This is a genomic window from Pseudoxanthomonas japonensis (assembly GCF_010093445.1).
Taxonomy (GTDB): domain Bacteria; phylum Pseudomonadota; class Gammaproteobacteria; order Xanthomonadales; family Xanthomonadaceae; genus Pseudoxanthomonas_A; species Pseudoxanthomonas_A japonensis.
Genome location: NZ_PDWW01000002.1, coordinates 119527 through 143506, shown reverse-complemented (window position 1 = coordinate 143506; position 23980 = coordinate 119527). Strand labels below are relative to the sequence as shown.

General features: G+C 67.0%; 21 protein-coding genes. 9 read left to right on the top strand and 12 right to left on the bottom strand.

Annotation, left to right across the window (positions count from 1 at the left end):
• Window positions 1–3: 3 nt before the first annotated feature.
• Window positions 4–1554 carry a phospholipase D family protein gene (locus CSC78_RS02480; RefSeq protein WP_162336330.1) on the bottom strand — a complete coding sequence of 517 codons (1551 nt, stop codon included), beginning with the start codon at window positions 1552–1554 and terminating at the stop codon, window positions 4–6.
• A 59-nt stretch (window positions 1555–1613) separates the two neighbouring features.
• On the opposite strand from CSC78_RS02480, the gene CSC78_RS02475 reads away from it, so the two are divergent.
• The 5 genes from CSC78_RS02475 to CSC78_RS02455 all read left to right on the top strand — a co-directional run bounded on the left by CSC78_RS02475 (window position 1614) and on the right by CSC78_RS02455 (window position 5409).
• Complete coding sequence (locus CSC78_RS02475; protein WP_162336329.1) at window positions 1614–2219, top strand: SixA phosphatase family protein; 606 nt, start codon at window positions 1614–1616, stop codon at window positions 2217–2219.
• A complete protein-coding gene (gene nfi, locus CSC78_RS02470) occupies window positions 2216–2881 on the top strand; it encodes a deoxyribonuclease V (protein WP_162336328.1) in 666 nt (221 codons plus the stop codon). Before CSC78_RS02475 ends, nfi begins: the two co-directional genes overlap by 4 nt.
• An 87-nt stretch (window positions 2882–2968) precedes the next feature.
• Window positions 2969–3832 carry a pirin family protein gene (locus CSC78_RS02465; RefSeq protein WP_162336327.1) on the top strand — a complete coding sequence of 288 codons (864 nt, stop codon included), beginning with the start codon at window positions 2969–2971 and terminating at the stop codon, window positions 3830–3832.
• Between the two features lie 150 nt (window positions 3833–3982).
• The gene (aqpZ, locus tag CSC78_RS02460) at window positions 3983–4705 is read left to right on the top strand and encodes an aquaporin Z (RefSeq protein WP_162336326.1); all 723 of its coding nucleotides are present in this window, start codon (window positions 3983–3985) and stop codon (window positions 4703–4705) included.
• Window positions 4706–4947: 242 nt separating this feature from the next.
• Window positions 4948–5409, top strand: a complete 462-nt coding sequence (locus CSC78_RS02455) for a hypothetical protein (protein WP_162336325.1) — start codon at window positions 4948–4950, stop codon at window positions 5407–5409.
• A gap of 42 nt (window positions 5410–5451) precedes the next feature.
• Here the strand turns inward: CSC78_RS02455 and CSC78_RS02450 are convergent, their stop codons facing one another.
• The 10 genes from CSC78_RS02450 to CSC78_RS02405 all read right to left on the bottom strand — a co-directional run bounded on the left by CSC78_RS02450 (window position 5452) and on the right by CSC78_RS02405 (window position 17392).
• Complete coding sequence (locus CSC78_RS02450) at window positions 5452–6312, bottom strand: pirin family protein (protein ID WP_162336324.1); 861 nt, start codon at window positions 6310–6312, stop codon at window positions 5452–5454.
• A gap of 177 nt (window positions 6313–6489) precedes the next feature.
• Complete coding sequence (locus CSC78_RS02445; protein WP_162336323.1) at window positions 6490–7851, bottom strand: NAD-dependent succinate-semialdehyde dehydrogenase; 1362 nt, start codon at window positions 7849–7851, stop codon at window positions 6490–6492.
• A 256-nt stretch (window positions 7852–8107) separates the two neighbouring features.
• Window positions 8108–8950, bottom strand: a complete 843-nt coding sequence (locus CSC78_RS02440; protein WP_162336322.1) for an ABC transporter permease subunit — start codon at window positions 8948–8950, stop codon at window positions 8108–8110.
• A complete protein-coding gene (locus tag CSC78_RS02435; RefSeq protein WP_162336321.1) occupies window positions 8947–9861 on the bottom strand; it encodes an ABC transporter permease subunit in 915 nt (304 codons plus the stop codon). Before CSC78_RS02435 ends, CSC78_RS02440 begins: the two co-directional genes overlap by 4 nt.
• Complete coding sequence (locus CSC78_RS02430; RefSeq protein ID WP_162336320.1) at window positions 9858–10994, bottom strand: ABC transporter ATP-binding protein; 1137 nt, start codon at window positions 10992–10994, stop codon at window positions 9858–9860. Before CSC78_RS02430 ends, CSC78_RS02435 begins: the two co-directional genes overlap by 4 nt.
• Window positions 10995–11094: 100 nt before the next feature.
• Window positions 11095–12216 (bottom strand): polyamine ABC transporter substrate-binding protein, encoded by a 1122-nt coding sequence (locus CSC78_RS02425; protein ID WP_162336319.1) that lies wholly within the window; start codon window positions 12214–12216, stop codon window positions 11095–11097.
• Window positions 12217–12415: 199 nt separating this feature from the next.
• A complete protein-coding gene (locus CSC78_RS02420; protein WP_162336318.1) occupies window positions 12416–13531 on the bottom strand; it encodes a polyamine ABC transporter substrate-binding protein in 1116 nt (371 codons plus the stop codon).
• A 90-nt stretch (window positions 13532–13621) separates the two neighbouring features.
• A complete protein-coding gene (locus CSC78_RS02415; RefSeq protein WP_162336317.1) occupies window positions 13622–14986 on the bottom strand; it encodes an aspartate aminotransferase family protein in 1365 nt (454 codons plus the stop codon).
• Window positions 14987–15136: 150 nt separating this feature from the next.
• Window positions 15137–16534: a glutamine synthetase family protein gene (locus CSC78_RS02410; RefSeq protein ID WP_162336316.1), complete on the bottom strand. Its 1398-nt coding sequence runs from the start codon at window positions 16532–16534 to the stop codon at window positions 15137–15139.
• Window positions 16535–16636: 102 nt separating this feature from the next.
• Entirely contained in the window at window positions 16637–17392 is a 756-nt protein-coding gene (locus CSC78_RS02405; RefSeq protein ID WP_162336315.1) for a gamma-glutamyl-gamma-aminobutyrate hydrolase family protein, read from the bottom strand.
• 209 nt (window positions 17393–17601) lie between these two features.
• Between CSC78_RS02405 and CSC78_RS02400 the strand changes: the two genes are divergently transcribed.
• From CSC78_RS02400 to CSC78_RS02385, 4 genes are all read left to right on the top strand, one after another.
• Entirely contained in the window at window positions 17602–18981 is a 1380-nt protein-coding gene (locus CSC78_RS02400; protein ID WP_162336314.1) for a glutamine synthetase family protein, read from the top strand.
• Window positions 18982–19114: 133 nt separating this feature from the next.
• Entirely contained in the window at window positions 19115–20407 is a 1293-nt protein-coding gene (locus CSC78_RS02395) for an NAD(P)/FAD-dependent oxidoreductase (RefSeq protein WP_162336313.1), read from the top strand.
• A 98-nt stretch (window positions 20408–20505) separates the two neighbouring features.
• Window positions 20506–21810 (top strand): diguanylate cyclase, encoded by a 1305-nt coding sequence (locus tag CSC78_RS02390; protein WP_162336312.1) that lies wholly within the window; start codon window positions 20506–20508, stop codon window positions 21808–21810.
• Window positions 21811–22022: 212 nt separating this feature from the next.
• Window positions 22023–22484: a bacteriohemerythrin gene (locus tag CSC78_RS02385; RefSeq protein WP_162336311.1), complete on the top strand. Its 462-nt coding sequence runs from the start codon at window positions 22023–22025 to the stop codon at window positions 22482–22484.
• Here the strand turns inward: CSC78_RS02385 and CSC78_RS02380 are convergent.
• Window positions 22481–23767 (bottom strand): MFS transporter, encoded by a 1287-nt coding sequence (locus tag CSC78_RS02380; RefSeq protein ID WP_162336310.1) that lies wholly within the window; start codon window positions 23765–23767, stop codon window positions 22481–22483. The genes CSC78_RS02385 and CSC78_RS02380 overlap by 4 nt on opposite strands.
• Window positions 23768–23980 lie beyond the last annotated feature (213 nt).

Here is a 23980-nt window from a genome sequence, read left to right as displayed (position 1 = left end):
GCGCTACAGCTGCGATTCGACCGGCAGCCAACCTACGGCGCGCGCGGTCCAGCGACGCCAGACACTGGCTTCCGGCTCGCGGTCCCAGACACGCGGCGGTTGCGTCGAGGCATCCTCCCAGCGCAGTGCGCCGTCCTGCAGGCGCACGCGATAGCTCCTGTCGGCGGCGATCTTCGCCTCGTAGCTGCGCAGCAGGGCCGCGGCCGCGCTGCGGTCGCGGAACAGTACGCCCATCTCGGTGTTGAGGTTGACCGAGCGCGGGTCCAGATTGAACGACCCGATGAAGCCGCCTTCGCCATCCACCGCGAATGCCTTGGTGTGCAGGCTGGCGCCGCTGGAACCGAACAGGCTGCTGTCCTGTTGCCCATGCGGCATCAGTTCGAACAGGTCCACGCCGCCCTCCAGCAACGGCATGCGGTACGGGGCGTAGCCACCGTGGACCGCCATCACGTCGTTGGCCGCCAGCGAGTTGGTCAGCACGCTGACATCGACGCCTTCCGCGCGCTTGCCGACCAGCCAGCGCGTGCCCTCCGTTCCCGGCACGAAGTACGGCGAGATCACGCGCAACTCGCGCTTGGCCTCGCCCATCGCCCTGCCCAGCCGGTGCACCAGCCACTGGCCCTGTCCCTCGCCCTGTCCCTTCGAGGCCGGGTCGGAATACACGCCCACTTCGTCCAGCCAGTGCAGTGCGTTGCCACCGACCAGCGCGCGCACGCCGGGCGTGCCGCGCAGCCGCGCGACGTAGTCCGCCGCCTGGGCAGACCGGTAACCGGCGTCGCCATTCTCGCGCAGTTTTTCCAGCGCATCGGGCTCTGCCGTCGTCAGGGCCGACAACGGGATCACCGAGGCGCTGTTCCAGAAGTCGTCGAAGATCGCCGACGTCTGCGCGACAGCGGGCCCGATCAGCACGGCATCCAGGTCCATGAAGTTGGTCTGCGCGGCGGCATCGAAGTACTCGTCACCCACATTGCGACCGCCCACCACCGCCACGCGGCCATCGGCGATCCACGCCTTGTTGTGCATGCGGCGGTTCATCGCCATCGGCCGCAGCAGCATCTCCGTGGCGCGGCCGAGCACGCCGGCGCGGCTGCGCGAAGGATTGAACAGCCGCACCTCGATGTTCGCGTGCGCGTCCAGCGCCGCCAGGTGCGAGTCCTTGCCGTGCGCGGTCATGTCGTCCAGCAGCAGGCGGACCCGCACGCCGCGATCGGCAGCGCGCAGCACTTCATAGCTCAGCAGGTTGCCGGTGAAGTCGTGGTTCCAGATGTAGTACTGCAGGTCCAGGCTGCGGCCCGCGGCGCGCGCGGTGGCGGCGCGCACGGTAAACGCGTCGAGGTTGTCCGACAGCAGCGCCATGCCGCTCTGCCCGCCGCGCTCGCGCAGCAGCGGCGCGATGGCACGGTCGAGCGTGGTGGCATCGGCCGCGGTCGGCAGCGCCTGCGATGCCGGGCCACGCGCGCCCTCGGCGAAGCGGCCGTAGCTGTACAGCGCCACGCCGGAGGCTACCCCCAGCACGAGCACGGCGATGCCCAGTCGCCGCAGCCACTTGCGCATGGTCTCTCCCTCTTCACGGATCGGCGCCTATCGTAGCGGCCGCCCCGTGAGGACGCCGCTTGCGCCGCCATGGCGGCCGTTGCACGCTCGGCTTCCGTCCCTCCGCCACCAGGATCACCATGCGCCTGCCGCACCGGTTCCGCCTTCCCTTCGCGCTGCTGCTGGCCTCGCTGGCGGCTGCCTGCAGCACCGCGCCCACGCAGGATGCGTCGGCACCGCTGACCTTCATCGTGGTGCGCCATGCGGAAAAGGCGACCGACGATCCCGAGAATCCCAGCCTCTCCGCCGTCGGCCAGGCGCGCGCCGTCGCACTGGCTGAGCGCCTGCGCGGTGCGCCGCTGGTGGCCGCGTACGCCACCGAATACCGCCGCACGCAGCAGACCGCGCAGCCCAGCGCCGACGCCCGCGCGCTGCCGGTCACGGCGTACTACGCGCGCGGTCCGGCCAGCGAGATCGCCGCACAATGGAAGCAGTCGCATCGTGGCGGCACGGTACTCGTGGTCGGCCACAGCAACACGGTGCCGGACCTGGTGGCGGCGCTGTGCGGTTGCGAAACGGCACCGATGGACGACCGCGAGTACGACCGCCTGTCGATCGTCCGCATCGGCAGCGACGGCCGCGCGACGCTGGAGGTCGGGCGCTACGGTGCCCCATCGTCGCCATGAGTACGGCGTTCGGCGACTGGGACGGCAGCATCGTCGAGGCGCGCCGGATGCAGGAAAGGTTGGCGGCGGAGGTGTCCCTGCGCGACGACGTACGGGAGACGCCGCGCTGGCTGGCGGGCTTCGATGTCGGCTTCGAGGACGAGGGAGCCACCACCCGCGCCGCCGCCATCCTGCTGGCGGCCGACACCCTGCAGCCGGTCGCGTCGGAGATCGTGCGGATGCCGACCTCCATGCCCTACGTGCCCGGGCTGCTGAGTTTCCGCGAGCTGCCGGCGCTGGTCGCCGTGCTGGCACGGCTGCCGCACCCACCCGATCTCGCCTTCGTCGACGGCCAGGGCATCGCCCATCCGCGCCGGCTCGGCATCGCCGCGCACTTCGGCGTGGCCACCGGCCTGCCCAGCATCGGCGTGGCGAAGAACGTGCTGTGCGGCAAGCATGAAGCGCCCGGCCCTTCGGCGGGCGAACACACGCCATTGGTCCATCGCGGCGACCATATCGGCTGGGTGCTGCGCAGCAAGCCGCGCTGCAATCCGCTGATCGTCTCGCCCGGCCATCGCGTCTCGATGCAAGGCGCACTGGACCGGGTGCTGCGCACGCTGCGCGGCTACCGCCTGCCCGAGCCGACTAGGCTGGCCGACCGGCTGGCCTCGCGTCGCGGCTGATCCACGCGCAACAATCCGTTTCTCCGCTGGCGCGGGCGTGGCCGACGTCCCGTGCGATCCTGCACGCCTCTCCCGGAGGACCTGCCCATGACCACGATCATCGCGCCCCGCGTGCACGACCTCGGCGGCGGCTTCAACGTACGTCGCGCCGTTCCCACGCTGCAGGCCCGCAGCGTCGGCCCGTTCGTGTTCGTCGACCACATGGGGCCGGCCGTGTTCGAGCCCGGCCTGGGCATCGACGTGCGCCCGCATCCGCACATCGGCCTGGCCACCGTGACCTTCCTGTGGGCCGGCGCGATCCACCACCGGGACACGCTGGGGTCCGAGCAGGTGATCTCGCCGGGCGACGTCAACTGGATGACCGCCGGCCGCGGCATCGCGCATTCCGAGCGCACGCCCGGCGATGTCCGTACCGGCGGCCACGACGTACACGGCATGCAGACATGGGTGGCGCTGCCGAAGTCGGCCGAAGAGGTCGCTCCCGAGTTCCATCACCACACCGCGGCGCTACTGCCGGTGATCGAACGCGCCGGTGCGCGACTGCGCGTGATCGCCGGACGCGCCTATGGCGAGGAGTCGCCGGTGAAGGTGTTCAGCGGCACGTTCAATGTCGCCGTCGACCTGCAGCCGGATGCCGAGTTCGAGATAGACAGTGGCCACGTCGAGCGCGCGCTCTACATCCTGGAGGGCGACGCGCAGGTGGACGGTGCCGACGTGCCGGAGAAGCACCTAGTGGTCTTCGACCGCGGAAGCCGCCCGGTCCTGCGTGCGAAGACGCCGGTGAAGGCGATGCTGCTCGGCGGCGAACCGCTGGATGCGCCGCGCCACCTGTGGTGGAACTTCGTCTCCAGTTCCAGGGAACGGATCGAGCAGGCCAAGCAGGACTGGCAGGAAGGCCGCTTCGGCCACGTCCCCGGAGAGACCGAGTTCATTCCGCTGCCGGAGCGCTGAGTCCGCCGCCCGTCGGCGTGCAAATGTGAGACACACTTCATTGGCGTTCGAATGCGCGCGGCGTAACGCAAAGCAAACATCTGACGCGCGCCGCTTCGGCTATCGTGCGCGCACCGTCATGTGACGGGGCGCACACAACATGGGGCTGACATGGCGATGGCGAAGAGACTCGCGGCGGAATTCCTGGGGACGTTCTGGCTGGTCCTGGGCGGTTGCGGCAGCGCGGTGCTGGCCGCCAACTTCGGGGGCGACGGGAATCCGCTGGGGATCGGCCTGCTGGGCGTGGCGCTCGCGTTCGGCCTGACGGTGCTGACCGGCGCCTATGCGTTCGGCCACATCTCGGGCGGCCATTTCAATCCGGCGGTCAGCCTCGGCCTGTGGGCAGGCGGGCGATTCCCGGCGAAGGACCTGCTGCCGTACATCGTGGCGCAAGTAATCGGCGGCCTGGCGGCAGGCTTCATCCTGTGGCAGATCGCCAGCGGCCATCCCGGCTTCGCGGTCGATCCGAACGCGGCCGGCGCATTCGCCAGCAACGGCTACGGCGCGATGTCGCCGGGGGGCTTCTCGGTCGCGGCCGCCTTCCTCACCGAAGTGGTGCTCACGGCCTTCTTCCTGATCGTCATCATGGGCTCCACCCATGGCCGCGCGCCGGTGGGCTTCGCGCCCATCGCCATCGGCCTGGCGCTGACCCTGATCCACCTGATCAGCATCCCGGTCACCAATACCTCGGTGAACCCGGCCCGCTCCACGGCGGTGGCGATGTTCGCCGGTCCCGCAGCCGTCGGCCAGCTGTGGCTGTTCTGGCTGGCGCCCATCCTGGGTGGCCTGATCGGCGGCATGCTCTACGGCTGGCTGGGCCGCGACCGCGACTGAGCCACGCGTCCGGCGCCCGGCCTGGCCGGGTGCCGACGGCGCGATCGATGTGACTGGGGTCGCCGTTCGCACGCGTGCCGCGTTGTTTTGCGACGCAGCATGGGCTAAGGTCGGGACGACTGCCGGGGGAAAGCGGCAGTCGTCACCGTGGCATGCAAGGGGATGCTGGGCCAGTGCGGCCCGCTGCGGTGCGCGAATGACGCGGCACCGCCCACGCCCGGGCGTCCGATCCAGGGGATGACATGAAGACCGTGATTGCCGTTGGCCTCAGCCTCTTTTCCTTTGCCGCATGGGCGCAGACCGCGCCGGCGTGCCCGACGTTGCCGGCCAATGCCGGCCTCACCTGGGAACAGCGCGTCGATGCGAGCTTCATCACCTGCAAGGCGACCACCGACGATGGCCGGCAGGTGCTCAACGTGATGCTGACCGCGCGCGACCCCAGGATCAGCCTGGAACGGCGCCTGCGTGAGGAGGAAAGCACGTTCTCCGGCGAAAAAATGTACTGGTACCGGCCCAACCTGGGTGGGCAGGAGACGCTGCCGGCGATGGCGTCACGGCGCATCGCCGTGGTCGAGTACGACGACGACCGCTACGCCCAGGTGTGGATCAATGCCGCGTCGCCCGAAGAACTCGGTTCGCTGATCTCGCTGGCACGCCAACTCGACGTACACAGTGCCGGCGCGCAGCTGTCCGCCGGCAACTGACGACCGCGCACCGCGGCGGGAGGCTCTCCCGCCGCCTCTGCTTCAGAACCGGCCTTCCTGGAAATCGACGAAGGCCTGCATCAGTTCCTGCCGCGTGTTCATGACGAACGGGCCGTGGCGCATCACCGGCTCGCGCAGCGGACGCCCCGCCACCAGGATCAGCCGCGCAGGCTGGCTTCCCGCACGCACCTGCAACGTATCGCCACCGCCCAGCACGCCCATCTCGTGCGTGTCCAGCGGACGCGCTTCATCGCCCTCGCCCACCGTCACGGCGCCTTCGAACACGTAGGCGAACGCGTTGTGACCGACCGGCAGCGTGTAGTCCCACGCCTGTCCCGGTTGCAGCGCGATGTCCAGATAGACCGGATCGGTGGCCGGCTGCGAGATCGGACCCTGCGTGTCGCCGACGCGGCCGGCAATGACCTTCACCTCCACACCCTTGGCCGGATGCGCGACCGGAATCTTCTCCGGGTCGAATTCCTGGTACTTCGGCTCGGTCATCTTGTCGCGCGCCGGCAGGTTCACCCACAGCTGGAAGCCGCGCATGCGGCCGGACTCCTGCTCCGGCATCTCCGAATGCACCAGCCCGCGGCCAGCGGTCATCCACTGCACCGCGCCCGGTGTCAGCAGGCCTTCGTTGCCGTGGTTGTCGCGATGGCGCATGCGGCCGTCGAGCATGTAGGTGACGGTCTCGAAGCCCCGGTGCGGATGCTCGGGAAAGCCAGCGAGGTAGTCCTCGGCCTTGTCGGTACCGAACTCGTCGAGCAGCAGGAACGGATCCAGGTCCGGCAGGTCGGGGCCACCGATGACGCGCGTCAGCTTGACGCCGGCGCCGTCGGACGTGGGTCGGCCGCGGATCGTGCGGATCACGCGGGCGGGCGTGGTATCGGTCGGGGTGCTCATGGTGCCTCCAGTTCAACTGCCGACAAGATGGCACCGGCACGACCGCTTAGGAACGGCAACCACCGTAACCATCCGTTCCACCCGTGGACACCGCAGCGCGGAGCTTGCTCCGCTGCTTTCCCTCCACGTCCATGATCAGGCAGCCGAGCAAGCTCGGCTCTACGAGGCAACCATCGGTCAGGCGATATAGACCGACTTGATGTTCATGAATTCGTGGATGCCGTGTTCGGCCAGTTCGCGCCCGAAGCCGGAGCGCTTGGTGCCGCCGAACGGCAGGCGCACGTCGCTGCGCACGATCGCGTTGACGAACGCGGCGCCGACCTGCAACTCGCGCGCGATGCGGTTGCCGCGCTCGACATCCTTCGTCCACACGCTGCCGCCCAGGCCGAAGGTGGTGTCGTTGGCCACGCGCACGGCCTCGGCATCGTCCTTCACCCGCAGGATGCTGGCGACCGGGCCGAACAGCTCCTCGTCGTAGGCCGGCATGCCCGGGGCCACGGCATCGAGGATCGACGCCGGATAGCCCGCGTGCGACGGATCGGGTTCGCCACCCAGCAACACCTTGGCGCCTTTCGCGACGCTGGCCTGCACCTGCCTGTGCAGTTCGTCGCGCAGATCCTGCCGCGCCATCGGCGCCAGTGTGGTCGCATCGTCCTGCGGATCGCCGAGCTGCAGCTTCGCCGCGGCTTCGACGAAGCGCTTCACGAACTCGTCGGCGATGCCGTCCTGCACGATGAAGCGCTTGGCCGCGATGCAGGTCTGCCCGGCATTGCCGAAGCGCGAGGCCACCGCGCCGGCCACCGTCTTCTCCAGGTCCGCGTCGTCGAGCACGATGAAGGCATCGCTGCCACCCAGTTCCATCACGCTCTTCTTCAGCTGGCCGCCGGCATTGGAGGCGACCGAACGCCCCGCCCGCTCGCTGCCGGTCAGCGTCACCGCGGCGACGCGCGCATCGCGGATCACCTCGGCGGCCTGGTCGTTGTCGATATGCAACACGCCGAACACGCCGTCCGGCAGGCCCGCCGCCCTCAGCACCTCGGCGATCACGTCCGCGCAGCGCGGCACATTGCTCGCGTGCTTGAGCACCGCGACGTTGCCAGCCATGAAGGCCGGCGCGAGGAAGCGGAACACCTGCCAGATCGGGAAGTTCCACGGCATCACCGCCAGCACGCAGCCAATCGGCTCGTAGCGCACGTAGCTGCGCTGGCCATCGGTCGCGACCGGCTGGTCCTGCAGGTAATCGGCGGCGTGGTCGGCGTAGTAGTCGCAGGCGCCCGCGCACTTGTCGACCTCGGCCAGGGCTTCCTTGCGCAGCTTGCCCATCTCGGCGGTCATGATGCGCTGGATGTCATCGCGGCGACGGCGCAGTTCGGCGCCGACCGCGCGCATCACCTTGCCGCGTTCGGCGAGCGACAGCGCGGACCACGCGGGGAAGGCCTGCGAGGATGCCGCGAGTACGGCATCCACCTGTGCGGCGGTCATCAGTTCGTGGCGGTATTCGACCTGTCCGGTCGCGGGATTGACGGTTTCGACGGTCATGGCGGCTTCTGGGTCGTGGTCTGCCGGAAGAGGAAAACGATTCTGGAGGCGGCGACGTTATGGCGCCGTGGCGGGACAGCTCCTCCGCCGCCAAAGGTTCCACCGTCATCCCAGCGAAAGCTGGGATCCATCCTGCTTCTGCCCCTGATTTACGGGACGTGCACACGACAATCAAAGTGGATCCCAGCTTTCGCTGGGATGACGGAACAAGGATCCCGGCGTTCGCCGGGATGACGGACACTGGCAACGACGCCGACTACCCGTTGTCCTGCAACGCCAGCTGCATGTCGCGCTGGCGTCGCTTCTCCTCGCGCGCCATGAACCACCAGCCGACGAAGGCCGCCACGCTGACCACCAGGATCATCAGGGTCGCGAGCGCGTTGATCTTCGGGCTCAGGCCCAGGCGCACCGACGAGAACACCTTCATCGGCAGCGTGGTCGAACTGGGACCGGCGACGAAGCTGGCGATCACCACGTCGTCGAGCGACAGCGTGAAGGCGAGCAGCCAGCCGGACACCAGCGCGGGCGCGATGATCGGCAGCGTGATCAGGAAGAACACCTTGATCCGGTTCGCCCCCAGGTCCATCGCGGCTTCCTCCAGCGATTTGTCCAGTTCGGACAGGCGCGAGGACACCACCACCGTGACGAACGCTAGGGTGAAGGTCACGTGCGCGATCCAGATCGACAGGATGCCGCGCGGCTGCAGGCCGACCACCTGCCCCAGCGAGACGAACATCAGCAGGATCGACAGGCCGATGATCACCTCGGGCATCACCAGCGGTGCCGTGATCAGCGCGCCGAACAGCGTCTTGCCCGGAAACCGGCGCATGCGCGTCATCACCAGCGCGGCCATCGTCCCGAGTACCACTGCGGCCGTCGCAGTCCAGAACGCCACCTTGATGCTGACCCAGGCGGCATCCAGCATCTGCTTGTCGCGGAACAATTCGCCGTACCACTTGAACGAGAAGCCCGACCACACCGTGGCCAGCCGGGACTCGTTGAAGGAATACACCATCAGGATGAAGACCGGGATGTAGAGGAAGGCGAATCCCAGCCCCAGCACCGTCCAGTTGACGGCGCGTTGTCCGGCGCGGCTCATGTCAGCCTCCCTTCCATCTCGCGCTGCTGCACCCGGTTGAAGATCAGGATCGGGATCAGCAGCAGGATCAGCATGACGATGGCCACCGCCGATGCCGCCGGCCAGTCGCGGTTGTTGAAGAACTCGCCCCACAGCACGCGGCCGATCATCAGCGTGTCCGGGCCGCCGAGCAGTTCGGGAATCACGAACTCGCCCACCGCCGGAATCATCACCAGCATGCAGCCGGCGATGATGCCGGCCTTGGACAGCGGCAGCGTGATGGTGAAGAACGCCTTCCACGGCTTCGCACCGAGGTCGTAGGCCGCTTCCAGCAGGCGCTGGTCGTGCTTCACCAGGTTGGTGTACAGCGGCAACACCATGAACGGCAGGTAGCAGTAGACGATGCCGATGTACGCCGCCAGCGGCGTGTACAGGATCTGCAGCGGCTCATCGATGAGGCCGATCTTCATCAGCAGGTTGTTGAGCAGGCCGTTGTTCTTGAGGATGCCGATCCACGCATAGACGCGGATCAGGAACGACGTCCACGACGGCAGCACGACCAGCATCATCGCGATGTTGCGTGTCGACGGCGGCAACCGCGCGATGACGTAGGCGATCGGATAGGCGACCAGCAGGGCCAGGAAGGTCGAGATGGCCGCGATCTTGATCGAGCTGAGGTAGGCCGCCACGTACTGCGAATCGGTGAACAGCGCCGCGTAGTTGCCCAGGTTGAGCTTGAGTGTCAGCGCCTCGTCGATGTACTCGAGGATGGGCGTATACGGCGGCATCGCGATCGCCAGCTTGGCGAACGAGATCTTCAGCACGATCAGGAACGGAATGGCGAAGAACAGCAGCAGCCAGACGTAGGGCACCGAGATCACGCCCCAGCGCGGCCCGGGCAGGCGCTTGGTGAGTGAGCGGAGGAGATTCATGAGGTCAGCACCACGCCGTCGTTGTCGCCCCACCACACCCAGACCTCGTCGTTCCAGGTGAGCCCTTCGCTGGCCCAGCGCTGCACGTTGGCGAAGTTGGCCATGAACTTGTACCCGCTGGGCAGGCGCACGTGGTAGACAGAGTGGCTGCCGAAGTAGGCGATGTCCTCGATCACGCCCTTCGCCTTGTTGTGTGCCTGCGAAGGTTCGTTCTTGCCGATGCCCAGCTTCTCCGGCCGCACCGCGAAGCCGACTTCCTGGCCTTCGAAGCCGGAGATGCCGTGGCCGATGTAGATCGGGTCCGGCAGCTGCGGCGAGCGGATGGTGACGTAGTTCGCTTCATCTTCCTCCACCGCGCCCTCGATCAGATTGACCGACCCGATGAACTCGGCGGCGAAGCGGCTGGTCGGCTGCTCGTAGATCTCGTCCGGCGTGCCGACCTGACGGATCCAGCCCTGGTCCATCAGCGCGATGCGGGTGGCCATGGTCATGGCCTCTTCCTGGTCGTGGGTGACCATCACGCAGGTCACGCCGGACTTCTCGATGATGCTGACCAGTTCAAGCTGCATCTGCGAGCGCAGCTTCTTGTCGAGGGCGCCCATCGGCTCGTCGAGCAGCAGCAACTTCGGCCCCTTGGCCAGCGAGCGCGCCAGCGCCACGCGTTGCTGCTGGCCGCCGGAGAGCTGGTGCGGCTTGCGCTTGGCCAGCTTGCCCAGTTGCACCAGCGCCAGCATTTCTTCCACACGCTTCTTGATGGCGTCCTTGGACAGCCCGTCCTGCTTCAGGCCGAAGGCGATGTTCTGTTCCACCGTCATGTGCGGGAACAGCGCGTACGACTGGAACATCATGTTGAGCGGACGCTCGTACGGCGGCAGGTCGTTGAGCAGCTGCCCGTCCAGGTAGATCTTGCCGGACGAGGGTTTCTCGAACCCCGCCAGGCAGCGCAGCAGCGTGGACTTGCCGCTGCCGGACCCGCCCAACAGCGCGAAGATCTCGCCCTTGCGGATGGTCAGGTTGGTGTCGTCCACCGCGACGAACCCGTCGAACTCCTTGCGCACGTCGACGATGCGCAGGTACTCCTGCGCATTCGCCTTGCCGTTCTGTGCCGCGCCGTTGCCCTGTTCTGCCGCCATGGAAATCCCCTGGTCGCCGGGCTGCATGGGCGCCGGCGTGGATATGGGTGGATGTGATCGCTGGTCCCGGGACGGACCCCGTCCGTCCCGGTCGCGGCGCTTACTTGCCGGTCTTCAGTTCGGTCCAGATGCGGGTGTACTGGCGGTCCACTTCCGGCGGAATGATGGCGAAGGTGAACAGCTTGGCTTCCACCTCGGGCGTCGGGTAGATGGTCGGATCGTCGGTGATCGACTTGTCCATCAGCGCCTTGGCCTTGGGAATGGCATTCGGATAGCTGATGAAGTTGGAGTTGTTGGCCATCACCTGCGGATCGAGCAGGTTGTTGATGAAGGCGTACGCCTCGTCCAGGTGCTTGGCATCCTTCGGGATGGCCAGCATGTCGAACCACTGCGGTGCGCCCTCCTTCGGGATGGCATAGGCGATGTTGACGCCGTTCTTGGCGTCGGCGGCGCGGTCGCGTGCCTGGATGATGTCGCCGGACCAGCCGACCACCAGGCAGGTGTCGCCGTTGGCCATCGCGTCGATGTACTGCGAGGAATGGAAGTTGGTGATGTACGGGCGGATCGTCTTCAGCAGCGCGGCCGCCTTGTCGATCACCGCCGGATCGTGGCTGTTCGGATCCTCGCCCAGGTAGTTCAGTGCGATCGGGATGATCTCGGACGGCGTATCGAGGAACGTCACGCCGCAGTCCTTGAGCTTGCTGATGTTCTCCGGCTTGAACACGATGTCCAGGCTGTTGGCGATGTCGGTGTTGCCGAACGCGGCCTTGACCTTGTCGACGTTGTAGCCGATGCCGGTGGTGCCCCACATGTACGGAATGGCGTACTGGTTGCCGGGGTCCTGGTTCTCCAGCCGCTTCATGACGGCGGGGTCCAGGTTGGCGTAGTTGGGGATCTTGCTCTTGTCCAGCGGCAGGAACACGCCGGCCTGGATCTGGCGGCCGAGGAAGTTCATCGTCGGCACCACCACGTCGTAGCCGCTGCTGCCGGCCAGCAGTTTGGTCTCCAGCACTTCGTTGCTGTCGAACACGTCGTAGGTCACCTTGATGCCGGTGGCCTTCTCGAAGTTCGGGATGGTGTCCTCGGCGATGTAGTCCGACCAGTTGTAGACGTTGACCTGCTTGGCGCCACCGGTGTCGGTGCCGCCGTCACTGCCGGATTTCCCGCCGCAGGCGGCAAGGGTACAGAGGGCCAGGGTGGTTGCCAGTACGCGCAGTTTCATCAATCTCTCTCCGTTCGGCCCGCGAGGGCGCCTTGATGTGGTCCCGGACCGGCCTGGGCCGCCGCGGGCGTGCTGTCATTGCTGTGGCCGGTTCCGTGCCGTCGTGCTCCCCACCCCTCCCCGGTGGCGCCACCCGCTCCCTCGGGCGATGCCACGATGACGAAGGGCGCGTCCGTCACGGCACGCGCCCTTGTGTGTTTCAGCGCCCGGTCTTCAGCTCCGTCCAGATGCGCGTGTACTGGCGATCCACTTCCGGCGGCAGCACCGCGAAGGTGAACAGTTTCGCGTCCACGTCCGCCGGCGGATAGATCGTCGGATCATCCGCGATGGCCTTGTCGACCATCGGCTTCGACGACGGCACCGGGTTCGGATAGGTCACGTAGTTGGTGTTGGCCGCCGCGACCTTCGGGTCCAGCAGGTAGTTGATGAAGGCGTAGGCGTTGTCGACGTGCTTGGCGTCCTTCGGGATGGCCAGCATGTCGAACCACTGCGGCGCGCCTTCCTTCGGAATGGAGTACGCCACGTTCACGCCATTGCCCGACTCGGCGGCGCGGTCGCGCGCCTGGATGATGTCGCCCGACCAGCCGACCACGAGGCACACGTCGCCATTGGCCAGATCGTTGATGTACGAGGACGAGTGGAAGTTGCGGATGTACGGACGGATTGTCTTCAGCAGCGCCGCGGCCTTGTCGATGACGGCCGGGTCGAAACTGTGCGGATCCTCGCCCAGGTAGTTCAGCGCGATCGGGATCAGCTCCGACGGCGTGTCCAGCACGGTGATGCCGCAGTCCTTCAGCTTGGCCGCGTTCTCCGGCTTGAACACCACGTCCCAGCTGCCGGTGACGGCGGTGTCGCCGAAGATGGCCTTGATCTTGTCGACGTTGTAGCCGATGCCGCTGGTGCCCCACAGGTAGGGCACGGCGAACTGGTTGCCCGGATCCTGCAGCGCGATGCGCTCCAGCATCTTCGGGTCGACGTTCTTCAGGTTGGGGATCTTGCTCTTGTCCAGCGGCAGGAACACGCCCGCCTGGATCTGCCGGCCGAGGAAGCTCAGCGAGGGCACCACCACGTCGTAGCCGCTGCTGCCGGCCAGCAGCTTGGTCTCGACCATCTCGTCGCTGTCGAACACGTCGTAGGTGACCTTGACGCCCGACTGCTGCTCGAAGTTCGGGATGGTGTCCTCGGCGATGTAGTCGGACCAGTTGTAGACGTTGAGCGTCTTCGACGATGCGCCGTCGGCGGCCTTGTCGTCCTTGCCGCCACAGGCGGCCAGCACGGCGGCGGCCAGCATGACGGTGAGGGTCTTGAGCTTCATCGGGGTCTCCATGGAACAGGATCGGGGGATGGAACCATCATACGCCGTGGCTGCGACGCTGTGACGCAGCGCACGGACCATGCCGTGACCTCACATGCCCAGGTCCGTCGCGGTGTCGTTGAGCGCCTTCCATGTCTTGTCGAACAGTTCGTCGACCTGCTCACGGGTGATGATCAGCGGCGGCGAGAGCAGCATGGCGTCCCAGGTCGCGCGCAGGATCAACCCGTGCTTCAGCGCGTGGTCGCGGCAGCGCGGGCCCACCGTGCCGCGCTCGGGGAAGAACGCGCGCTTGCCCTTGTCCGGCACCAGTTCCAGTGCACCGACCATGCCGGCGATGCGCGCCTGTCCGACCAGCCGGTGCTCGCCCAGTTCGGCCCAGCGCTGCGCCAGGTAGGGCGCGATCTCGGTCTTGGCGGTCTCGACGATCTTCTCGTCCTGCAGGATGCGGATGTTCTCCAGCGCCACCGCCGCGCAGACCGGATGGCCGGAATACGTGGCGCCGTGCGCCAGTTCGCCGCCCTGCTCCTTCAGCACCTTCGCCACGCGGTCGTTGAACATGGCCGCACCCAGCGGGATGTAGCCCGAGGTGATGCCCTTGGCGATCGGCATGATGTCCGGCTGGAACCCGAAGTACTGCGAACCGAACCACTCGCCGGTACGACCGAAGCCGCAGATGACTTCGTCGGCCACCAGCAGCACGTCGTACTGCCGGCAGATGCGCTCGATCTCGGGCCAGTAGGTCTTCGGCGGGATGTAGACGCCGATCGCGCCCATGATGGGCTCGCCGATGAAGGCGGCCACGCGGTCCGGGCCGAGTTCGAGGATCTTCTGTTCCAGCCGGCGCGCCGCGACCAGGCCGTACTCGTCCTCGGACAGGTCGCCGCCATCGGCGAACCAGAACGGCGGATCGATGTGGTGGATGTCCGGAATCGGAAGACCGCCCTGCTTGTGCATGCCCTTCATGCCGCCGAGGCTGGCGCCGGCCATGGTGGTGCCGTGGTAGCCGTCGTGGCGGCCGATGAAGATGTTCTTCTGCGGCTGATCCTGCACCGCCCAGAAGTGGCGGACCATGCGCAGGATGGTGTCGTTGGCTTCCGAGCCGGAATTGACGAAGAAGGAATGGTTGAGGTCGCCTGGCGCGAGCTCCGCCAGCTTCGCCGCGAGCGCGATGGTCGGCTCGGTCGTGCACTGGAAGAAGCTGTTGTAGTAGGCCAGGTGCGTCATCTGCTTCGACGCCACCTCGCCCAGTTCCTTGCGTCCGTAGCCGATGTTGACGCACCACAGGCCGGCGAACGCATCGAGCAGCTGGTTGCCGTCGGCATCCCAGACATAGCACCCCTCGCCCTTGGTGAGGATGCGCGTGCCCTTCTTCGCCAGCGCGGCGTTGTCGTTGAACGGATGCAGGTGGTGCTCGGCATCGAGCTTCTGCAGGGTGCGGGTGTCGAGTTGGGTCATGTGAGCTCCAATTATTGAGCCCCTCTCCCTTCGGGAGAGGGGTTGGGGTGAGGGTCCGGCGGAATCATCGGTGGTGAACCATCCCGATTCCGCCGCACCCTCATCCGGCGCTTCGCGCCACCTTCTCCCGGCGGGAGAAGGAAACAACAGTCAGACGTTCAACAACAGGAATTCCCGCTCCCACGAGCTGATCACGCGGAAGAAGGTCTCGTATTCCTTGCGCTTCACCGAGACGTACGCACGCACGAAGCGCGCGCCCATCAGTTCCTGCAGCGGCTTGCAGCCCTCCAGTTCGTCCAGGGCCTCGCCCAGCGAACGCGGCAGTTCGAAGCCGACGTCCTGCGCGCTGCTGGCCAGCGGTTCGGTCGGCTTGAGCTGCTCGCGGATGCCGAGCAGGCCGCAGGCCAGCGTGCCGGCCATGGCGAGATACGGGTTGGCGTCGGAACCGGCGAAGCGACTCTCCACGCGCATGTTCTCCGGCGTGTCCATCGGCACGCGCAGGCCGCAGGTGCGGTTGTCGTAGCCCCACTGCACGTTGATCGGCGCCACCTGGCCAAGCGCGAGCCGGCGGTAGGAATTGACGTTGGGGCCGAAGAACGCCATCGCCATCGGCACGTACTTCTGCAGGCCCGCCAGGTAGTGCCCGAACAGCTTGCTGCCCTTGCCTTCCGACTTTCCGGTGAACACGTTGCGGCCGGTCCTGATGTCCAGCAGGCTCTGGTGGATATGCATGGCGCTGCCGGGCTCGTTCTCCATCGGCTTGGCCAGGAAGGTGGCGTACACGCCGTGGCGCAGCGCCGCCTCGCGCATGGTGCGCTTGAACAGGAATACCTGGTCGGCGCGCGACAGCGCATCGTCATGGGTGAAGTTGACTTCGAGCTGCGCGGCACCGGATTCGTGGATCAGCGTGTCCACGTCCAGCTCCATCGCCTCGCAGTAGTCGTACATCAGGTCGAGGATGGGGTCGAACTCGTTGACCGCGTCGATCGAGTACGACTGACGCGCCGTTTCGGGTCGCCCGGACCGGCCGGCCGGCGGCAGCAGCGGAAAGTCGGGGTCGGTGTTCTTCTGCACCAGGAAGAATTCCAGCTCCGGCGCCACGACCGGGCGCAGGCCTTCCTTCTCGTAGGCGGCCAGCACGCGGCGCAACACGTTGCGCGGCGCCAGTTCGTGCGGCTTGCCTTCCTTCGTATAGCAGTCGTGGATGACCTGTGCGGTGGGATCGGCGGCCCACGGCACCATCCGCACCGTGTCCGGGTCGGGACGCAGGAACATGTCCGAGTCCGACGGCGAGGTCAGTTCGTAGTAATCGTCCGGATAGTCGCCGGTGACGGTCGTGGCGAAGATGCCTTCCGGCAGGCGCGTGCCGTAGTCGTGGCTGAACTTGTCGGCCGGGATGATCTTGCCGCGCGCATTGCCGGTGATGTCCGGCACCAGACACTCGACCTCGGTGATGCTGCGTTCCTTCAACCAGCGCCGCAGCGAGCTTTCGGACAGTTCGGCGGTGTCGGCCTGCTTCTTTTTTCGTTGCGCTTGTTTCTGGCTCATGGGAATGACGGTCCTGGGAGGAAAAGGCCGGCGTCGAATGCCGGTCGCCTGCAGTACGGGCGCGTCAGCGCCCGCCCTCCCATGGCGGCGGGTGCCGCCGCTTCACGCTTTCCTCCCTGCCGCGCGGGCGCGGCACGCGTCGCCGAACGCGCGGAAGATGGCCAGGTAGAACGGATTTTCCGTGACCTTCCATTCCGGATGCCATTGCACGGCCAGCATGAAGGCCGGTCCATCATGGCGGAACGCCTCGATCAGCCCGTCCGGCGCCTGTGCTTCCACCACCAATCCTTCGCCCAGACGGCGCACGCCCTGGCCATGCAGCGAATTGACGGTGACCTGCGTATCGCCGACCAGCGTGGCGAGCAGCCCGCCGGGCACCAGTGCGACGTCGTGCGCCGGCCCGTACTGCACGTCGAGCGGATCGTCCGTGTTCTCGCGGTGGTCCATGAAGCCGGGCTGCTCGTGCACCTTCTGGTACAGGCTGCCGCCGAAGGCCACGTTCACTTCCTGGAAGCCCCGGCAGATCGCCAGCACGGGCACACCCATCTCGATCGCGAGCGGGATCAGCGGCAAATTGGTCGCATCGCGGCGCGGGTCCAGCAGGTTGCCCTCATAACTGGATTCGTCGCTGTAGTGATGCGGCTCGATGTTGCTCACCGCGCCGGTCAGCAACAGGCCGTCAAGGCCATCGAGCAGTTGGCGCAGCGGTAGGACGGGATCCAGCGTGGGCACCAGCAGTGGCAGGCAACCGGCCCCGTCGACCACGGCGCGGACGTACTTCTCGCCGACGGCAAGAAAGGGATGCGCACCGATTTGCTTGTGGTCGGTCGGCAGACCGACCCGCGGCAGCGGGGTCATGCAGGAAGCCCGAAGTGGCTTGTCTGCAAGTTAACCCGGCCGTTTTATTTTTACAACACGACGCCGCCGAATGACGTTTTCGGCGCTGATATGGTGCGCTGCGGCACCAATTTCGGGCATTTCTACCGGTTACTGAAATTCTTCCGTTGAGTATTCTTGACGCATCGACCGCTCTGCTAAGCTGCCCCGCAGCCTCCTGGATGACCACCATGCGCCCCGATTCCGCTGCGCCTTCCCTGCCCGATGACGATGCCGCCACGCTGGCCGCGCTTCCCGATTGCGAGCAGGTCGACCTGCTGCTGCCGGACATGAACGGGCTGCTGCGCGGCAAACGCATCACCCGCGACGCACTGGAGAAGGTCTACCGCGACGGCGTGTGCCTGCCGATGTCGCTGATCGCCACCGACATCACCGGCAACACGGTGGAGGAAACCGGGCTGGGCTACGACATCGGCGACGAGGACCGCATCTGCCGTCCCGTAGCCGGCTCGCTGCGGCCGGTGCCGTGGTCGCCCCGCCCCGCCGCGCAGTTGCTGCTGAGCATGGAAGACGCGCAGGGCGGCATGTTTGAGGCGAACCCACGCGAGGTGCTCAAGCGCGTGCTGGCGCGCTATGCCGCCCGCGGCCTGAAGCCGGTGGTGGCGGTGGAACTGGAGTTCTACCTGTTCGACCAGCGTCTGGACGATGCGGGCCGTCCGCGCACCTCGCTCAATCCGGTGACCGGCGTGCGCAACACCAGCACGCAGGTCTACTACATGGAAGACCTCAACGATTACCGCGGCTTCACCGACGCGGTCGCTGCGGCGTGCCGTGCGCAACGCATCCCGGCCGACACCGCGGTGGCGGAGTACGCGCCGGGCCAGTTCGAGATCAACCTCAAGCACCGCGACGACGCCCTGCTCGCCTGCGACGATGCCATCTACCTGAAGCGCGCGATCAAGGCGGTCGCGCAGCAGCAGGGCCTGATGGCCAGCTTCATGGCCAAGCCGTTCGCCGAACAAGCCGGCAGCGGCATGCATATCCACGCCAGCGTGCTGGATGCCGACGGCCGCAACATCTTCGCCTCGCCGCCCTCCGCTCCGGCCGACGCGCTGAAGCATGCCATCGGCGGTCTGCAGCGCAGCGACCAGGATGCGCTGCTGCTGTTCGCGCCGCACGCCAACAGCTACCGGCGCTTCGTACTGAATGCGTTCGTCCCGCTCAACGATGTGTGGGGCTACAACAACCGCACCGTCGCCATGCGCATCCCGCACAGCGACGAGGCCAATACACGCATCGAGCACCGCATCGCCGGCGCCGACGCCAACATCTATCTGGTCACCGCTGCGGTGCTCGCCGGCATGCTGCACGGCATCGAACAGGGCTTCGACCCCGGCCCGCCGATCACCGGCAACGCCTACGACCAGACCGAGATCCGCACGCCGTTCTGGCGCGAGGCGATCGGGTCGTTCATGGGCAGCGAGTTCATCCGCGAACAGTTCGGCACCTCGTTCCAGCACATCTACGGCCAGCAGAAGCTCAAGGAGATGCACAGCTTCTATACCGAGGTGACCGATCTGGAGTACGCGTGGTACCTGCGGTCGGTGTGATGGGGATGGCACGCACACCTTCCATCGTCATTCCGGCGCACGCCGGAATCCATGTTGCTTTTGCGCCCCAACAGCGACAAATCAACAGCGAGATGGATTCCTGCTTTCGCAGGAATGACGGGATCGATCGGTCATGAGCCCGGCTCAGGATAGGCTGACTTATCCCGACAGCTGGTACGCCGCCAGCGCTACACCCCTGCCCGCCCAGCCAGCCCTGGAGGGCCGGATCGAAGCCGACGTCTGCATCCTCGGCGCCGGCTATACCGGCCTGTCTGCAGCGCTGGAACTGGCCGAAGCCGGCTACAAGGTCGTCGTGCTGGAGGCCGAGCGCATCGGCTGGGGCGCGTCGGGCCGCAACGGCGGCCAGGCGATCGCCGGCTTCGGCTGTGGCGAGGCCAAGCTGGAAGCGCTGATCGGCTTCGACGACGCGAAGAAGATGTTCGACATGTCGGTGGACGGCCTGCGCTGGCTGCGCGGTCGCATCGACCGGCACGGCATCGACTGTGACTGGCGCGATGGCCACGCCACCGTGCCGATCAAGCCGCGCCAGCAGCGCGACGTGGAAGAGGCCGTCGAGGACTTCAACACCCGCTACGGCCATCCGGTTCAGTGGTGGGACCGCGAGCGCCTGCGCAGCGAACTCGCCAGCGACCGTTACCTGGGCGCGATGTACGACCCGGTCAGCGGCCACTTGCACCCGCTGGCCTATGCGCTGGGGCTCGGACGCGCCGCGCTGGACGCCGGTGTGCGCATCTTCGAAGGCTCCCGCGTGACGGAGCTCGTGCGGGGGACGCGTCCGGTATTGAAGACCGCACACGGCGAAGTCGTCTGCGACACCGCGATACTGGCCGGTAATGCCTTGCTGCGCGGTATCGCGCCGGAACTGGAGTCGCGGATGATGCCGGTCGGCACCTACATCGCCGCCACCCCGCCGCTCGGCGAAGCGCGCGCACGCGAGCTGATCCGCAACGACATGGCGGTGGCCGACACCAACTGGGCGCTGGACTACTTCCGCCTGGGCCGCGACCACCGCCTGCTGTTCGGCGGGCGCGCCAGCTATTCGACGATGACCCCGCCCAACCTGCGCGGCGTGATGACGCGGCGCATGCACCGCGTCTTCCCGCAGCTGCGCGACGTCGGCATCGAGTACCTGTGGGGCGGCATGATCGACATCTCGCTCAACCGCGCCCCGCACTGGGGGCGGTTGTCGCCGAACCTGTATTTCGCGCAGGGCTTCTCCGGCCATGGCCTGATCGCGGCGGGACTGGCGGGCACGGTGATGGCCGAGGCCATCCGCGGCCAGTCGGAGCGGCTGGACCTGTTCGCAAAGATCCGTCACCACCCGTTCCCCGGTGGCCGCACCCTGCGCACGCCGCTGCTGGTTGCGGCCATGGCCTGGTACAAGCTGCGCGACGCGCTCTGGTAGGGCGTCCACCGCGGCGCCCTGTTCCGTGACGCCGCTCTCAAGTTCCGCCCGCAGGCGCCGATAGACGTGACAGGAAACCTTCCTCGGCCTCCCCGAGCATGTCCAGTCCGCAACGCGTCGCACCCACCATCGCCAACGCCGCCCCTCTCCCCCAGCGCATCCTGGTGGTGGAGAACTCGCGCACGCACGCGCGGCTGATCGGCGAGGCCATCGAGCAGAAGCTCAACCTGCCCGTGGTCTACGCGGCCACGCTGGGCGAGGCACGCACGGCGCTGGAAAAGCATCCGGACTGGTTCATGGCCGTCACCAGCCTGGTGCTGGCCGATGGCAGCCACGACGAGGTGGTCGAGTTCTTCCTGTCGCGCCAGCTGCCGACGGTCGTGGTCAGTGGCGTCTACGACGACGCGATGCGCGAGCAGGTCCTGCGCCGGCAGGTCGTGGACTACGTGCTCAAGAACACGCCCGGCAGCATCGACTATCTGGTCTGGCTGGTGCAGCGCCTGGAGCGCAACCGCCGCATCGCCGCGCTGATCGTCGACGACTCCCGTTCCGCCCGCCAGCATGCGGCGGCGCTGCTGTCGATGTACGGCTTCCGCGTGGTGGAAGCGGCCGACGGTGAAGCCGGCCTGGCGATGCTGGACGCGAATCCGGACATCCGCCTGGCCATCGTCGACCAGGAAATGCCCGGCATGAAGGGCCACGAATTCACCCGCCGCCTGCGCGCGCGGCATGCGCGCGACCACCTGGCGATCATCGGCATCTCCGGCACCAGCGACGGCAGCCTGGTGCCGCGTTTCCTGAAGAGCGGCGCCAACGACTTCCTGCATAAACCCTTTTCGCGCGAGGAATTCTTCTGCCGCGTGTCGCAGAACATCGACCAGCTGGAACTGATCGGTACGCTGCAGGACCTCGCCACCCGCGACTTCCTGACCGGCCTGCCGAACCGCCGCCACTTCCTCGCCGAATGCCACGCGCTGCTGCCGAACACGCTGGGGCGCCAGCAGGCCGTCACCGCCGCCATCATCGACATCGACCACTTCAAGCACATCAACGACAGCTACGGCCACGAGGCCGGCGACGTCGCGCTGAAGGCGGCTGCCCAGGCCATCGCGCGCCACGCCGGCACGCAGGACCTGATCGCCCGCTTCGGCGGCGAGGAGTTCTGCGCGCTGGTGCCGTACCTGGGCGAACACGAGTCGGTGGAGTACTTCGAGTCGCTGCGCGCAGCCATCGAGGCCCTGGAAGTCGACGTCGGCAGCCACAAGCTGCGCATGACCGTCAGCATCGGCGTGTTCCGTACCCGCTTCCCCGGCCAGACGCTCAACCACCTGATCAGCGAAGCCGACCGGCGCCTGTACCTGGCCAAGGCCGGCGGCCGCAACCGGGTGGTATCGAGCGGCTAAGCCGCCACTGCGATCCCTGTGGGAGCGACGTAAGTCGCGAGCTTTGCAGTCTTTGAGACAAAAGCTCGCGACTTACGTCGCTCCCACACCTGCGATTCCGGTCCCTGCGACTGTCGGCCGCATGCGACATTGATCGGAATCAATGCCGCGACGGGAGCGCGCACCTAGATTCCCCCTGCATTCCGGCATCCGCCGGCAGGGGGAATCCGCACATGACACTGCTGATCTGGCAGGACGACATGGACACGGGCATCGACATCATCGATGGCCAGCATCGCCGCATCGTGGAGATGATCAATCACCTCCACGTGACCCAGAAATCGATGGAACGCTTCGCCGTCGGCGAGGTGATCGACGAACTGGTCGACTACACGCTGTCGCACTTCGCCTTCGAGGAAGAGCTGATGGAGGAAGCCGGCTACCCGTTCAGCGCCGCGCACAAGCGTGTGCACGAGGTGTTCACCAAGCGCGTGTCCGAGTACCGCCTGCGCTTCGAGGCCGGCGAGGACATCGTGGACGAGCTGCGCAGCATGCTGTCGCGCTGGCTGTTCAACCACATCCGCAACGACGACAAGGCCTATGCGGACTCGGTGAAGCGCCACCTCAACCAGTTCGTCCGCGACCACCAGCAGGGCGGCTGGCTCAGCCGCACCGTGAAGCGCCTGTTCGGTTAACGGGACGCACTGCGTCGCGGCATGACCAGCAACGCCAGCAGCGTCATCGCGGCCATCGCCGCCAGATACCAGCCCACCGACGCCAGCCCGTAGCGCTCACCGAGTCGCGTGGCGATGTACGGTGCCGGCGAGGCGCCCAGGATGCCGGCCAGGTTGAACGCCAGCGATGCGCCCGTGTAGCGCACGGCCGTGGGAAACATCTCCGCCAGGATCGTGCCGCACGGCCCGTAGGTCAGGCCCATCGCGCCCAACCCCAATGCCAGGAACGCCAGCACCCCTAGGTCGCTGCCGGATTCCAGCAGCGGCGCGAACAGGAAGCCGAAGCCGATGATCAGCAACGTGGCCACGATCATCGCGTTGCGCCGCCCGTAGCGGTCCGCGTACAGCGCCGATACCGGGATGGTCAGCGCGAAGAACAGCACGCCGACCATCTGCAGCATCAGGAAATGCTCGCGCGAGTAGTCCAGCTTCGACGTCCCCCAGCTCAGCGCGAACACCGTCATCAGGTAGAACAGCACGAAGGTGGCGACCAGCGCGAAGGTGCCGGTCACCAGCGCGAACGGATGCTCGCGCACGGCGGTCAGCATCGGCACCTTGACGCGCTCGTCCTGGTCAAGCGTCTTCTGGAAATCCGGCGTCTCGGCGATGCTCAGCCGCACCCACAGGCCGACGAACACCAGCACTGCGCTGGCGACGAAGGGGATGCGCCAGCCCCAGGCGAGGAACTGCGCGTCGCTCATCACCTCGGTCAGCAGCAGGAAGATGCCGGTCGAGCAGAGGAAGCCGAGCGGTGCACCCAGCTGCGGGAACATTCCGTACCACGCGCGCTTGCCGGGCGGCGCATTCTCGGTCGCCAGCAGCACCGCCCCGCCCCATTCGCCGCCCAGGCCGATGCCCTGCCCCAGCCGGCACAGCGCCAGCAGCAACGGCGCCACGATGCCGACCTGCGCGTAGGTCGGCAGCAGGCCGATCAGCACCGTGGAAATGCCCATCGTCAGCAGCGCTGCCACCAGCGTCGCCTTGCGGCCGACGCGGTCGCCGAAGTGGCCGAACAGCGCCGAGCCGACCGGTCGTGCGATGAAGGCCAGCGCGAAGGTGGCGAACGACTGCAGCGTCGCGGTGGTCGGATCGCCCTGCGGGAAGAACAGGTGCGGGAACACCAGCACCGCCGCCGTCGCGTAGATGTAGAAATCGAAGAACTCGATGGTGGTGCCGATCAGACTGGCGAACAGCACGCGCCCCGGCGAGTTGGTGGGCGTGGAGGCAGCGGCGGTGGCATTCATGGACGGGCCGGTCGGTGGGTCGGGGCGATTCTGGCAGAACCACCACCCTTTGGTACGCAATGGGAAGTCCCTCTCCCTGCTTGCGGGGAGAGGGTGCCCGAAGAGCCTGCCCCGTACTTGATACGGGGGCGGGTGAGGGGCGAACGGAGATGCGAGAGCTGCGCGCCCGATTCGTTACCGCGCTCGCCCCTCATCCGCCCGTTGGGCACCTTC